At 65.1% G+C, this 12,894-nt stretch carries 11 protein-coding genes; 2 read left to right on the top strand and 9 right to left on the bottom strand.

Annotation, left to right across the window (positions count from 1 at the left end):
• Position 1: 1 nt before the first annotated feature.
• A complete protein-coding gene (locus LBW87_RS21475; RefSeq protein ID WP_225203511.1) occupies positions 2-1,426 on the top strand; it encodes an HlyD family type I secretion periplasmic adaptor subunit in 1,425 nt (474 codons plus the stop codon).
• A 167-nt stretch (positions 1,427-1,593) separates the two neighbouring features.
• Here the strand turns inward: LBW87_RS21475 and LBW87_RS21470 are convergent, their stop codons facing one another.
• From LBW87_RS21470 to LBW87_RS21450, 5 genes are all read right to left on the bottom strand, one after another.
• Positions 1,594-2,514: an ornithine cyclodeaminase family protein gene (locus LBW87_RS21470; protein ID WP_225203510.1), complete on the bottom strand. Its 921-nt coding sequence runs from the start codon at positions 2,512-2,514 to the stop codon at positions 1,594-1,596.
• 51 nt (positions 2,515-2,565) lie between these two features.
• Positions 2,566-3,504, bottom strand: a complete 939-nt coding sequence (locus tag LBW87_RS21465) for a LysR family transcriptional regulator (protein ID WP_225203509.1) — start codon at positions 3,502-3,504, stop codon at positions 2,566-2,568.
• 233 nt (positions 3,505-3,737) lie between these two features.
• On the bottom strand, positions 3,738-3,962 hold the full coding sequence (locus LBW87_RS21460) for a hypothetical protein (RefSeq protein WP_225203508.1): 225 nt from the start codon (positions 3,960-3,962) through the stop codon (positions 3,738-3,740).
• A gap of 48 nt (positions 3,963-4,010) precedes the next feature.
• The gene (locus LBW87_RS21455; protein ID WP_225203507.1) at positions 4,011-4,268 is read right to left on the bottom strand and encodes a DUF4148 domain-containing protein; all 258 of its coding nucleotides are present in this window, start codon (positions 4,266-4,268) and stop codon (positions 4,011-4,013) included.
• Between the two features lie 259 nt (positions 4,269-4,527).
• Positions 4,528-7,377, bottom strand: a complete 2,850-nt coding sequence (locus tag LBW87_RS21450) for a PAS domain S-box protein (RefSeq protein WP_225203506.1) — start codon at positions 7,375-7,377, stop codon at positions 4,528-4,530.
• 239 nt (positions 7,378-7,616) lie between these two features.
• Between LBW87_RS21450 and LBW87_RS21445 the strand changes: the two genes are divergently transcribed.
• A complete protein-coding gene (locus LBW87_RS21445; protein WP_225203505.1) occupies positions 7,617-8,948 on the top strand; it encodes an MFS transporter in 1,332 nt (443 codons plus the stop codon).
• Between the two features lie 26 nt (positions 8,949-8,974).
• Here LBW87_RS21445 and LBW87_RS21440 read toward each other — a convergent pair whose 3' ends face one another.
• The 4 genes from LBW87_RS21440 to LBW87_RS21425 form a co-directional block, all read right to left on the bottom strand.
• The gene (locus LBW87_RS21440) at positions 8,975-9,175 is read right to left on the bottom strand and encodes a hypothetical protein (RefSeq protein WP_225203504.1); all 201 of its coding nucleotides are present in this window, start codon (positions 9,173-9,175) and stop codon (positions 8,975-8,977) included.
• 27 nt (positions 9,176-9,202) lie between these two features.
• Complete coding sequence (locus LBW87_RS21435; protein WP_225203503.1) at positions 9,203-9,745, bottom strand: low affinity iron permease family protein; 543 nt, start codon at positions 9,743-9,745, stop codon at positions 9,203-9,205.
• A 184-nt stretch (positions 9,746-9,929) separates the two neighbouring features.
• Entirely contained in the window at positions 9,930-10,196 is a 267-nt protein-coding gene (locus LBW87_RS21430) for a hypothetical protein (protein WP_225203502.1), read from the bottom strand.
• 123 nt (positions 10,197-10,319) lie between these two features.
• Positions 10,320-12,863, bottom strand: a complete 2,544-nt coding sequence (locus LBW87_RS21425) for a DEAD/DEAH box helicase (protein WP_413927673.1) — start codon at positions 12,861-12,863, stop codon at positions 10,320-10,322.
• Positions 12,864-12,894: the final 31 nt, after the last annotated feature.

The following is a 12,894-nucleotide window of genomic DNA, read 5'->3' as shown; positions in this document are numbered from 1 at the left end:
GATGAAACTTCTACTGCTTGAAACTGTTCGAGAATTCGTCCGTGGCCAGGGCGAGGTATGGCGTCATGCCTGGCAACAACGGCAACGGATGACGCCACCAAGACGGCTGCCGCACGAAGTGCAGTTCCTGCCGGCAGCACTGGCGCTGCAGGAGACGCCGGTGTCACCCGCCCCGCGAGTGGCCATGTGGCTGCTGATCTGTTTCATGGTGATCGCGCTGCTGTGGGCCATATTCGGGCGCATCGACATCGTCGCCACGGCCCAGGGCCAGATCGTCTCGGACGGACGCAGCAAGAGCATCCAGTCGCTACAGACGGCAACCGTCAAGCGCATCCATGTCAGCGACGGCCAGGCGGTCCGGGCCGGCGATCTCCTGATCGAGCTCGATCCCACCAATGCGCAGGCCGACGCCCGGCGCTTGCGTGGCGAACTGGACGCCGCCCGCCTGGCGGCCATCCGTTCGCGCGCCATGCTGGCCATCCTCGACCAGCAACCCGGCGCGCGGACCGAACGGCCGGCTGACATTGCCGCGTCGGCATGGCAGGAATCACAATTGCTATTGGACAGCCAGCTGGACGAGTTTCGCGCCCGGGTAGCCCGCATCGATGCCGAGATGGCGCGACGCGAGGCCAGCCTGACGGCCACCCGCGCACTGGTGGGCAAGCTCGAACAGACGTTGCCCATCGCGCGACAGCGGGCGCAGGACCTGAAGCACCTGGTCGAGCGCCATTTCGTCTCGCGCCATGGCTACCTCGACCGCGAACAGATACGCATCGAACAAGAGGGCGACCTGGCCAACCTGAAGGGGCGGCTGCGCGAGATCGAAGCCGGCCTGCGCGAAGTGCTCAGCCAGAAAACCGAAATCGCCGCGCAGTTGCGACGTACCACCTTCGATACCCTGACCCGTGCGCTGCAACAGCAGGCGGGGCTGGAACAGGAACTGGCCAAGGCCGACCTGCAAGGTCGACTGACGCTGTTGCGCGCGCCCGTCACGGGCACGGTGCAACAGTTGGCGATACACACCGAGTCCGGCGTGGTGACGCCGGCGCAGGTGCTGATGATGATCGTGCCCGTCGAGCAGTCACTTGAAGTCGAGGCATTTCTGGAGAACAAGGATATCGGCTTTGTCAGGCCCGGCCAGGATGCCGAGGTCAAGATCGAGACCTTCCCCTATACCAAGTTCGGCACCATCGCCGCCAGCGTGATGTCGGTCTCGCACGACGCCATCAGCGACGAACGGCGTGGCCTGGTCTATTCCACCCGGGTACGGCTGCAACGCCATGCAGTGCAGGTCAACGGTACTTCGGTGGCACTCGGCCCGGGGATGGCGGTGGCGGTCGAGATCAAGACCGGCAGGCGGCGCGTGATCGAGTACTTCCTCTCGCCGCTGATCGCCTACGCCAGCGAAAGCATGCGCGAGCGTTGACGTGGGCAACAGTCGGCAATCGCCGGGAGGGGGTGATGGAAGCGCAGCGAAAGTCGCTGGGTCCTGACTTGCGTCAGGACGACGGATGATAAATTGATGGAGACCCCGTCGTACCGGCGAAGGCCGGTACCCAGCGACTTCATTGACGCCAACGGAGCGCTCCCGACTTACCAGCCGTACTTGATACAGGCCTTGCGATAAGCCAGCCCCGCCAGGGCCACATCTTCCAGGCCGATACCGATCCCCTTGTAGATCACGATGTCGTCCGCCTGGCGCTGGTACGGTGCGCTGCCATCAACCGCCTGCGCCAGCTCCATTACGTTGGCCCAGTCGAACGTACCGGGCGCGCATTGCACGAGATCACCGGCTTCCTGCTGCGCCTGCGGCTTCCACTCGACGAACAGCGCCGCCGCACGCTTGATGGCGACATCGTCCAGTTCACGCACGGTGGCCTTGGAGGCGCCCACTGCCGCCACGAAACTGCCCGGACGCAGCAGCGCGCCATCGAACAGGGGCGTGGCCGAGCGGGTCACCGTGACCAGCACATCGGCGCGGCTGGCGGCTTCGTCGATGTCGACGGCGCGCGCCGGCACGCCCAGGGTGCGCGTGAATTCGGCCGCCAGCTCTTGCTGGCCGGATTTACCTGCCACCAGGATTTCCTTGAACTTGCGCACCTGCAGCAGCGCCGGCACGTGCGAGCGCGCCTGCACGCCGGTGCCGATCACCGACAGCACCTCGACATCGGGACGCGCCAGCGCGTCGCAGGCCACCGCCGTCGCGGCAGCAGTGCGCAGCCCCGTCATGGTGTCGCCTTCGATGGTCGCCAGCGGCGCACCGGTCTCGCTGGAAAACAGCACGATGACGAACTTGAACTGGCCCTTGATGGTGGTGTAGATCTTGGCGCCGGCAATGCCGGCACCAGGGATCACCGCCCCCATCATCGACAGCATCACGCCGTTCGATGCCGAGGTGCGCACACGGCCCTGGTGCGCGCCTTCGCCGGCGGCGGCAAACGCCTCGCGCATGGCGCCGATGGCGTCTTCGGTAGTGATCAGTTCGCTGATCTGCTGGTTGCTGATGAATTGCATGGTGACTCCTTCGAATAATTGGAAAATGTCGCCGGCCGACCGGGCCGGGCGCTAGCCGGGCGCGTGTTCGCTCTTCAGGTAGGCCCAGATGCGGTCGATCTCGGGCGAACTGCCATCGAGCCGGCGGTAGAGGCGGATATCCATCTCGTCGCACCACAAGCCGGCCGCCAGCGCTTCGCCATCGTTGGCGGCAATCGCCAGCACCAGCTTGCCTTCGGCCACTTCACGCGCCACCGCGCTGGCCGGCAGCCAGGCCACGCCATGACCTTCGACGGCCATGCTCTTGAGGCCCTCGGCCAGGTCGGTCTCGAAACGCCGGAACAAATGCACCCGGCGCGGGCTGGTGTGCAAGGCTTTCTCGACGATGCGCGACAGCGACGAATAGGGGGAATAACTGAGAAACGGCAGCGGCTCAGCAGGCGTACCCGGCAGCACATACTTGGGCTGGCCGTTGGGCAGCGCCTTGACGTAGGGGCGCAACGGCTCCTTGCCCAGCGACAGCATGGCGTAACGCTCGTTGTCGAGGGCGATGCCCTGCTGGCGATGGTCGTAGCAGATCAGCAGGTCGCAGTTGCGTTCGACCAGCGCCATCACGGCGTCATGCACATTGCCGGCCATGACGGTGGTCGAGATGGCGCCCACCTTGCGTTCGATTTCCGACAGCAGGCGCGGATAAAGGGTCAACAGCAAGGTGTGCGGCATGGCAAAGCGCACCGCCGCCTGGGAACCGGCCAGTTGTCCCCGCAGCACCAGGCGGGCCTGCATCGACTGGTTCAGCATCTCACGCGCGATGGGGACGAACGATTCGCCCGCCGGCGTCAGCGTGCAAGGATAGGAGGAGCGATCGAACAGCTCTGCCCCCAGCCAGGTCTCAAGCGAACGGATGCGGCGGCCAAAGGCGGGTTGCGTGACGTTGCGCAACTTGGCCGAGCGGCTGAAATTGAGGGTCTCCACGACCGACAGGAAGTCCTCGACCCATTTGATTTCCATATCCCTGCCCCTTTGACCTGCGAGTTCGCCCATGCAAACCCGCCCGCCACTATACAAAACGGCATGGCTTGCCGTCCCATGCCATTTTGGCATGAGAACGGGGAAGCGGCTGCAACCCGGTTTTCAGGACAGCAAGGGAAAATTATCCATGCCGCAAAAGCACGACGGCCCGAGGCGAATCAAGTCGCATCGGGCCGCAATCGGCCTCAGGGGCCAGGTCTGCAAAAGAGGGATCAGGCGCAGCAGTTGCCACTGGGGCAATCGACGCTCGCATGGCGCGCCACCTCACGGCGGCGACGTACGCGTTGCGAGACGCGATAGACAGCGCGCTGGGTCAGCATCATGCTCAGGGTGCCCATGCTGAACTCGGCGGCGATCAGCAAACCCACCAAGGCCGCCATCTGCATGTACAGACGGGGGTAGATGGAGGTTCCGCGCGAAATCAGTTGGGCCAGCATGATCATTCCTCTTTTCTTTTTCTAAGTACGATAAAAACCGACGGGCAATCAGGCGCCCGAGTAGGTTGCCGAGACGTTACCGGCCGATTGCAGGCCATTGTTGGCAGGCGCCGAAGTCACCACCGGATAGACCGAGTCAACCTGGTTGGCCACGCCTTGTTGCTGGGCACGGGCCAGTTCAGCCTTCACGGCAGCGCGGGTGGTGGTCGACACGAAAGGCTTGTCGACCGGATATTGCGCTTCGGCGAAAGCCAGCGAGGAAGCGGACAGGGCCAGGGCGGCGGCGACGATATACTTTGCATTCATGATTTTTCTCCTTCGGGTTGGTTGAATTCAACGCGGCGTGCCGTTATGTGAGATGGCACGGGGCGCTGCTCGGAAAACCGCATCGTTTCTTGCGTTGCGATGTCGTTCATCGATGACTGCAGTGTAGAGATCGAAGGGCCCGAGAAAAACCCGTAAAAGAAGAATTGAGTGTTCTGGAAAGTGGAACAATCGCTTGTCGCTATCACGCCCATAGCAACAACCAAAGACGGCAGATTGCCTGCCGTCGCCCCATCAACGTTCAGCCATCGCCGTCACGTCGCCGTTGCTGGGTCAGCACCGAGCGCACCTTGTGCGCCAGCGCCTCGCGGGTGTAGGGCTTGCTCAGCAGCTCCACGCCAGGTTCCAGGCGACCGCCATGGACGATGGCGTTATCGGTATAGCCCGAGGTGAACAGCACGGCCAGGCCCGGGATGCGCTCGCGTGCCTTGCGCGCCATCTCGGGACTTTTCAGCTTGCCCGGCATCACCACGTCGGTAAACAGCAGGTCGATTGCGATCCCGCTTTCGATGATGCTCAACGCGGCCTCGGCGTCACGCGCCTTGAGCACCCGGTATCCCAGTTCCGAGAGCAGTTCGACCACGGTGGCGCTGACCTCGTCGTCGTCCTCGGCCACCAGGACGGTTTCATTGCCGCCTTCGGCCGGCTGTACCGGGCTGTCGTTGGCGACATCCTCGGCCTGCTCGTTGCGCGGCAGGTACAGCTTCACCGTGGTGCCCTGGCCCGGCTCGCTGTAGATGGCCACGTGGCCGCCGGATTGCTTGGCAAAGCCGTACACCATCGACAGCCCCAGGCCGGTGCCCTGCCCTTCCGGCTTGGTGGTGAAGAACGGTTCGAATACATGTTCCAGCACCTCGGGCGGGATGCCGCTGCCGGTGTCGCTGACCGCCAGCATCACGTACTGGCCGGGGCGCAGCTCGGCATGCGCTCCGGCATAGACGTCGTCGAGCCATGCGTTGCGCAATTCGATGGTCAGGCGACCACCTTGCGTCATCGCGTCGCGGCCGTTGATGGCCAGGTTGAGCAAGGCGTTCTCGACCTGGGCCGGATCGGCGAAGGTATTCCACAGGCCGCCGGCGGTCACGGTCTCGATCTCGATTGCCTCACCCAGCGCGCGACGCAGCATGTCATCGATGCCCATCACCAGTCGTGACAGATTCAGCACCTTGGGCTCCAATGGCTGGCGCCGGCCGAATGCCAGCAACTGGCTGGCCAGCCGCGCGCCGCGGGCCACTCCCGCCAGGGCATTGGCGATGCGCCGCCCGGCACGCGCATCGCCACCCAGCTCGCGCGCCAGCAATTGCAGGTTGCCCGAGATCACCTGCAACAGGTTGTTGAAGTCGTGCGCCACGCCGCCGGTGAGCTTGCCCAGGGCCTCCATCTTCTGGCTGTGGCGCAGCGTCTCCTGCATGGCCAGCAATTCACCGGTGCGTTCTTCGACCCGTTGCTCGAGCGTCGTGGCCAGCTGCGACAACGCCGCCTCGGCCACCTTCTGCTCTTCGATGTCGGTATTGCTGCCGATCCAGCGTTCGATCTCGCCGGCCTCATTACACATCGGCACGGCGCGTCCGATATGCCAGCGATAGGCGCCATCGTGACGCAACAGCCGGTATTCGATCTCGAAGCCGTCGCCGCCTTCGATCGCCTGTTGCCAGGCCTGCGCATGCCGGGCGCGATCGTCGGCATGCAACAGGCGCAACCAGCCGGCCCCTTCCAGCGCTGCGCTGGCCACGCCGGCGTAGTCGTGGATGCGTTCATTGAACCAGTCGAGCTCTCCGGCCGGGGTGGCGGTCCAGACGTGATTGGGCATGGACTGGGCGAACGAGCGAAAACGCAATTCGCTTTCGATGATCAACTGCTCGGCGGTCTTGCGCCCCGAGATATCGATGAACAACGCCGCAAAGCTGTCTTCGTCGATACGTTGCGCGCGCACCTCGAACCAGCGGTTCTCCAGCTCCGGCACCTGGATCTCGAACTGGCCGCGACGACTGCCATCGAGCACGGCGCTGTAGATGACCACCAGCTCGTCGCGAATGCTGGGCGTGATCTCGCTCATCATGCGGCCGTCGGCCCATGCGGTGTCGATGCCGGTCTGCTGCTGGAATGCCGGATTGAGCATGTTCATGCGGAAATCGGCGATGGCGCCATCCCCGCCGCGCACCGCCTGGCCGATGAAGAAGCCTTCGCGCATCTGCTCGAACAGGTTGCGCCAGCGCTGCTCGCTGTCGCGCAGCGCCTGTTCGGTCTGACGCCGCTCGGTAATGTCGGCGATCACTCCCACATAGCGGCGCCGGCCACTTTCCGGGCTCGATACCACTTCACCCCGGCGCGCCAGCCAGCGCGTTTCGCCAGTATCGGGATCGACGCGACGAAACTCGCCATACGCCAGTGGATTACCCTGCTCATCGAGCCGCTTCAGCCCGGCGACGCCAACATCGTCCGGATGCAGCAAGCTCATCAGCAGCGCATCGGTGACCTCGGTGCCGGGCGCCAGGCCCCACAGTTTCAGGTACTGCTCGGAGACCTCCAGCCGGCCGCTGTCGGGAAACCACTCGAAGGTGCCGACACCGCCCGCGGCCTGGGCAATCGACAGGCGCTGCTCGACGTGTACCCGGGCCGTGGTTTCTTCCAGGATCACCAATACGCCACGCGGCACGCCCTCTTCATCGCGCACGGCGCTGTAGTCGAGGCACAGCCAGCTGTCTTCCAGACCCACGTCCCGTTGCAGCATCATGCGCTGGTCCCGGTAGCCCAGCGTGCCGCCGGCCAGCACCACATCGAGCACGTTGTCGTTGAAGTCCGCCACTTCGGGCCAGGCTTCGCGCACCGGCACCCCCAGTTCGCGCCGCCGCAACTGGCCGGCAAAATCGGCGTAGGCATCGTTGAAGATCAGGATCCCGGTCGGCCCCCACATCATCACCATGGCCCGGTCCGACGCCAGCATGATCGAGGTTGCCGTGCGCAGGTAGGCAGGCCATTGCGCGAGCGCGCCAAGCGGCGTGCTGCCCCAGTCGAATGCGGCGATAGCGGCGCCCATGTGGCCGCCATGGGCCAGGAACCGGGTGTGAGGGGAAGAGTCGAGCGCTGTCATCAGATTCGGACGATGGCAAATTGGCAAACCGGCGCAGCTGAAGTGCTGTCGCAGCGCAACATCGCGGTGTGGCGAGCATAGCACGAGCCACCATTCTTACAGGGCGGGACAACAATGCCGCCAGCGACGGCGCGCGACCCGCCAGTGGCATGGAAAATGCTTCTGCGGGAACAGGCCCCGGCTGTGAATCGCGCCGCACCGGCACCACCGCTGCCTGTCACCCGCCCCCGGAGAATCGCATGTCCGCTGTTCCATCCACTGCCGCTGCAATGCCTCCCGATGCCCTCGCCGCCGAGCGCGACGCCACCTTTCGCCGGGTGATCTGGCGCATCGTTCCCTGTGTCACCCTGATCTGGTTCCTGGCCTGGATCGATCGCGTCAATGTCGGCTTCGCCAAGCTGACGATGATGAATGACCTGCAATGGTCGGATGCCATCTACGGCGCCGGCGCCGGTATTTTCTTCATCGGCTATTTCCTGTTCGAGGTGCCGAGCAACCTGTTGCTGCAAAAGATCGGGGCGCGCAAGACCATCATGCGCATCACCATCGGCTGGGGCGTGATCTGCGTCGCCATGGCCTGGGTCCAGACGCCGGGCCAGTTCTATTTTCTGCGCTTCATGATGGGCGCCTTCGAGGCCGGACTGCAGCCGGGCGTGATCCTCTACCTGACCTACTGGCTGCCTGCCCATCGGCGCGGCAAGGCCTTGTCGGTATTCGTCTCGGCCTCGGCCATCTCGCTGGTAGTGGGCAGCCCGCTGGCGGCCTACATCATGGAGTTGTCGCAGGGCGCATTCGGCCTCAAGGGCTGGCAATGGCTGTTCATCGTCGAGGGCATTCCTTCGGTGCTGATCGGACTGCTGGCGTTTTTCATCCTGACCGACCTGCCGTCCCGCGCCAAGTGGCTCTCGCCAACCCAGAAGGAGCACATCGCCAGCGAACTGGCCGATGAAGATCGCCGGCTGGGCCCGCGTGAACACAGTTTCATGGCGTCGCTGCGCAACAGCCATATCTGGCTGCTGATCGCCGTGTTCTTCTGCATCATTGCCGGCAACGCCACGCTGGTGTTCTACGGGCCAAGCCTGGTGCGCGAAGTCGGCTTTACCGACATCAAGACCCTGGGTTGGGTCATGGGCGGGATCTACGCCTGTGGCTGGGCCGGCATGCTGGTCAACGGCTGGCTGTCGGACCGGGCGCAGGAGACCCGGGTGCACACCGCCGTGGCGGCTGCCATCGGCGCCATCGGCCTGCTCGCCGCAGCCTGGTTCGTGGGCGACAAGAATCCGGCCGGCGTGGTGGCGGCGCTGGCGCTGTCCTCGGCCGGCACCATGGGGGCGATTCCGATCTTCTGGCAGTTGCCTGGCCAGTATCTGTCCGGCAGCGCCATCGCCATCGGGTTGGCGGTGATCAATTCGGTCGCCAACCTGGCAGGCTATTTCTCGCCGCAACTGCTGGGATACCTCAAGAGCACCACCGGCAGCTATACCCGTGGCCTGACTGGCATCGCGCTGGTCGAATTGCTGGCGACGGTGCTGATCCTGGCGTTCATCGGCCGCCGCGCCAATCCGCAGTGAGCTTGCAGCGCAGCGCTGCCGGCGGCTCATGTCGGCCGTTTGAGATCCTGCTGGTCCAGCAGCTGTTCGGCATCGCTGCCGCCGCCGGGGCGCAGGACGGTGCGTCCACGCCCCTGATGGCTGGCCAGCGGGTCGGGATGCACCGGTGGCTCCGGGGTATGGCGGTCGTCGGGATGGTCGCCCAGGGCGCTATCGGCATGGGGCTTGATCGGGGTCTGGCTTTTCATGGTCGTCTCCTGGCTGGCTGCACATCATCAGGTCCACTGCTGCTGTCCACGCAGGCGGCGTGAACCTTCGTCGAACTGCTTCTGGCGGCGTGATGTACGCGCCGCCATCGGCACGGCTTCATGCAACGCCGGCCGGCCCTGCTGGTCCTGTTGCCCCTGGCTGCGCGCCCGGCCCAGCGTGCGACGCAGGCGCTGACGCACCGGGTCGTCGGGATGCTCGCCCATGCGCGCGAATTCCAGTTTGAGGCGTGACAGCGCTTCGTCACTGAGGTCGTCGACCTCCAACATGCTGTTGCGGGCGCCCTTCTGCGCGCGGATCAGTTCGTCCAGCTTGAGCCGGGTCGCTTGTGCGTCGCGGGTCTGCGCGTTCTGGATCAGGAACACCATCAGTAAGGTGACGATGGTGGTGCCGGTGTTGATCAGCAACTGCCAGGATTCGGAGTAATCGAACAGCGGGCCGGTAACGGCCCACGCCACGATCACGGCAAGCGCCACGGTGAGGGCCCACGGCGAACCCACCGCCTGGGCGCGGCCGATCGGGAATTGATGGAACAAGTCTGAAGTCTTCATGCGCGAGGGTCTCCGGCGTGGCGCCGGTCCTGCCAGGTCGGCAGGCCATGCGCCTATCATGCGCAGAAGTATCGCTCGATGACCGCACCCGGGCGAAGCGGACAATGCCGCAGCCGGTTGTAGGAAAACAGCTCAACAGAAAGAAAAAGGGACGCAGCGTTGCTGTTATTGCTGCAGAAAAACGTCAGGCGACGTTCTTGTAGGGCTGGGGCCGGCCGGTTTCCTCGGCCACGATCTGCATTTCTTCCACGCGCAGGCGCAGTTCCTGCCATTGCAGCGGCGACATCGAGTCGTCACGTACCGGTTCCTTGTAGCGGGCGCCGGCCATCACCGCCTGGGCGTCCTGCTCGATGTGCCGTTGCCAGCGCCGCTCGAACAGGAAATGCACCGCCAGCGATGCCGCCAGGCAAGCCACGCACAAACCGAGTCCCACATAAATCGTGTATTGCATCACTGCCTCCATCCACGCCAACCCTCTCCATTGCACATCGATCTTGTCATCCAGTCAGCATGGTAGCGTCGGCCATGGATGAGCAATATCAGGAAATGTCTGAGTAGACGAACACACAAGGCCTCAGGAAATCCCATCCCAGACGTCGGCGGTCAACGACCGCGGCGGCATCACCACCACCTTTTCATGCACGCCCTGTCCCAACGGCGCCAGCAAGGCATCGAGCTCTTCCGTGCCGAACTTGATGGTGGCCGTGTCGTCGTGCCCCAGGATGCCCTCGGCCAGCGTCGACTTGCGCGCCTGCAACTCGAGCAGCCGTTCTTCGATGCTGCCTTCGATCACCAGCTTGTAGACGAATACCTGCTGGGTCTGCCCCAGCCTGTGGGCGCGTGCGATGGCTTGCTCCTCGACCGCCGGGTTCCACCACGGGTCGGCCAGGATCACGGTATCGGCCGCAGTCAGGTTGAGGCCGACGCCACCGGCCTTGAGGCTCACCAGCAGCAACGGCGCCTCCAGGTTCTGGAAGCGCGCGATCAATTCGCCCCGTTGCGCCGGATCGGTCTGCCCGGTCAGCATCAGGTAGGGCAAACCCAATGCATCGACCGCTTCTTCGACCAGCCCCAGCATTTCGGTGAATTGCGAAAACAGCAGGATCCGGCGGCCCTCGGCGATCAGTCCCGGCAGCATGTCGCGCAACCACTCGAGCTTGGCGCGTTCGATGCCGCGTGGGGTGTCACTGCCCTTGAGCAGATGGGGATCGCAACAGACCTGGCGCAGCTTGAGCAACGCATCCATCACGGTGACCTGCGAGGCGCCCAGGCCACGCCGTACCAGGGCGCGACGGACCTGCTTGTCGGCGGCGATGCGCACGCTTTCATACAGCGCGCGCTGGCTCCCCTGCAACTGCAGCCGCTCGACGATCTCGATGCGCGGCGGCAGCTCTTGCAGCACATCCTGCTTGCGCCGGCGCAGGATGAACGGACGCACCCGTTGCGCCAACAGCCGCGCGCGCACCGTCTGGCCCTGTTCTTCGATGGGCTTGCGCCACAGCCGTGAAAAACTGCGGGCGTCGCCCAGAAAGCCCGGCATCAGGAAATGAAATTGCGTCCACAGCTCGCCCAGGTGATTCTCGAGCGGCGTGCCGGTCATGCAGATGCGATGCCGTGCACGCAACTTGCGGGCCGCCGTGGCGCTGCGGCCGCTGGCATTCTTGACGGTCTGGGCCTCGTCCAGTATCAGCAAGTGCCACGACGGCGTCGCCAGCGCGCCCAGGTCGCGCCACAGCAGCGGATAAGTCGTCAAGACCAGGTCGGCCTGGTCGATCTGCCCGAAGCGCCCGGCGCGATCCTCGCCGTGCAGCACCAGCACGCGCAACTGCGGCGCGATGCGCTGCGCTTCCTGCTGCCAGTTGAACAGCAACGAGGTCGGCACCACCACCAGCGCCGGCCGGTCCAGCCGGCCGCCTTGATGTTCCAGCAGGATATGCGCCAGGATCTGGGCCGTCTTGCCCAGCCCCATGTCGTCGGCCAGGATGCCGCACAAGCCTTGCTGGCGCAGGTATTGCAGCCAGGCCAGGCCTTGCAGCTGGTAGGGTCGCAGATCAATGCCCAGGCCCGGCGGCGCAGCCACCTCGCGCACCGCGCCGGCCTGACGCAAGCGGCGCGCCAGTTGCAGCACCTCGCCTTCGCCCTGCATGTGCCAGGGCGCGCCGGTGTCCAGCGCCAGCAATGCCGAATGCATGGCGTCGAGGCGATGGGCGTCGAGCGCGGTCATCGCCAGCGGTCCGTTCTTGCGACGGGGATCGGCCAGCAGGTCGAGCAGCGCCAGCACCACCGCCTTGAGCGGCCCCGCCATGGCGTCGATGCGCCGCCCGCGCGGGGCCCGCAGTGAAATCACCGCGTGGTCGTCGATCCGTTCCAGGGCTGTGGCGTCGCCCCAGCGCGGATCGCGCCGCAACAGGTCGGCCACCATCGGCGCCACATCCATGACTTCACCATCGACTTCGATCCCCATCGACAGCAGCCAGTGCCCGGTGGTCTCGCTGCGATCGAAGGCGTCGGCGGGTATCGCCCGGGTCGGCAGCGGGCCGGCCACTTCCTTGCCGAGCACCTCGCCGCTGGCAGCGTCGATCACGAAACGCCAGGCCTGCACCGGCACGCTCTCATGCGCGAAACCGGGCCGCACCACCAGTTGCCAGCCCTGCTGTTGCAGGCGCGGCCCGTCATCGGCCCAGAAGTCGCCGAATGACTCTTCCTGCACCAGCGTCCACAACGGTCCGGCATCGTGCAGCGGATTGGTGGCGCGCCACTGCAGCGCGTCGTCGCGCAGCGGCAGCAGGCCCATGTCGCGGATCAGCTCCAGCGCCGTCGTCTCGGCGGCGATATCGCGTCGCACATGGGCCGGGGTATAGCCGGCGTCGTGCTCCTGGTCCGGATACTGGGGCGCGGGCATGCTCCAGCGCGCCGCGCCGCTGCCATAGACCCAGTCGATCTGCGCCACCGTCAGGGTGCTGCCGCGTGGGCCGAACAGGCCATGCGCACGCATGCCCAGCAAGCCGTCGCCACGGGTCAGCGTGCGCAGCGTCAGGCGAGGTTGAAAGACGGGTGAACTGGAAGAAGAAACAGACATGCTGGAAAGCGCCGGCGCCACCAATGACAAAGCGGCCATTGTAGGCCGCTTTGTCGTTGCTGCTGCACCA

The sequence above is a fragment of the Herbaspirillum sp. alder98 genome (genome assembly GCF_020179755.1).
GTDB lineage: Bacteria > Pseudomonadota > Gammaproteobacteria > Burkholderiales > Burkholderiaceae_D > Herbaspirillum.
Note: the sequence above shows the minus strand (reverse complement) of the source record. Positions and strands in the feature narration are given on the sequence as shown.

What these genes read in the sequence shown, in the direction of transcription:
- LBW87_RS21465 (WP_225203509.1), bottom strand. Translation starts at nt 3,504, where the DNA reads ATGGAAATCAAATGGGTCGAGGACTTCCTGTCGGTCGTGGAGACCCTC.
- LBW87_RS21425 (WP_413927673.1), bottom strand. Translation starts at nt 12,863, where the DNA reads ATGGCCGCTTTGTCATTGGTGGCGCCGGCGCTTTCCAGCATGTCTGTT.
- LBW87_RS21440 (WP_225203504.1), bottom strand. Translation starts at nt 9,175, where the DNA reads ATGAAAAGCCAGACCCCGATCAAGCCCCATGCCGATAGCGCCCTGGGC.
- LBW87_RS21475 (WP_225203511.1), top strand. Translation starts at nt 2, where the DNA reads ATGAAACTTCTACTGCTTGAAACTGTTCGAGAATTCGTCCGTGGCCAG.
- LBW87_RS21450 (WP_225203506.1), bottom strand. Translation starts at nt 7,377, where the DNA reads ATGACAGCGCTCGACTCTTCCCCTCACACCCGGTTCCTGGCCCATGGC.
- LBW87_RS21455 (WP_225203507.1), bottom strand. Translation starts at nt 4,268, where the DNA reads ATGAATGCAAAGTATATCGTCGCCGCCGCCCTGGCCCTGTCCGCTTCC.
- LBW87_RS21445 (WP_225203505.1), top strand. Translation starts at nt 7,617, where the DNA reads ATGTCCGCTGTTCCATCCACTGCCGCTGCAATGCCTCCCGATGCCCTC.
- LBW87_RS21435 (WP_225203503.1), bottom strand. Translation starts at nt 9,745, where the DNA reads ATGAAGACTTCAGACTTGTTCCATCAATTCCCGATCGGCCGCGCCCAG.
- LBW87_RS21460 (WP_225203508.1), bottom strand. Translation starts at nt 3,962, where the DNA reads ATGCTGGCCCAACTGATTTCGCGCGGAACCTCCATCTACCCCCGTCTG.
- LBW87_RS21430 (WP_225203502.1), bottom strand. Translation starts at nt 10,196, where the DNA reads ATGCAATACACGATTTATGTGGGACTCGGTTTGTGCGTGGCTTGCCTG.
- LBW87_RS21470 (WP_225203510.1), bottom strand. Translation starts at nt 2,514, where the DNA reads ATGCAATTCATCAGCAACCAGCAGATCAGCGAACTGATCACTACCGAA.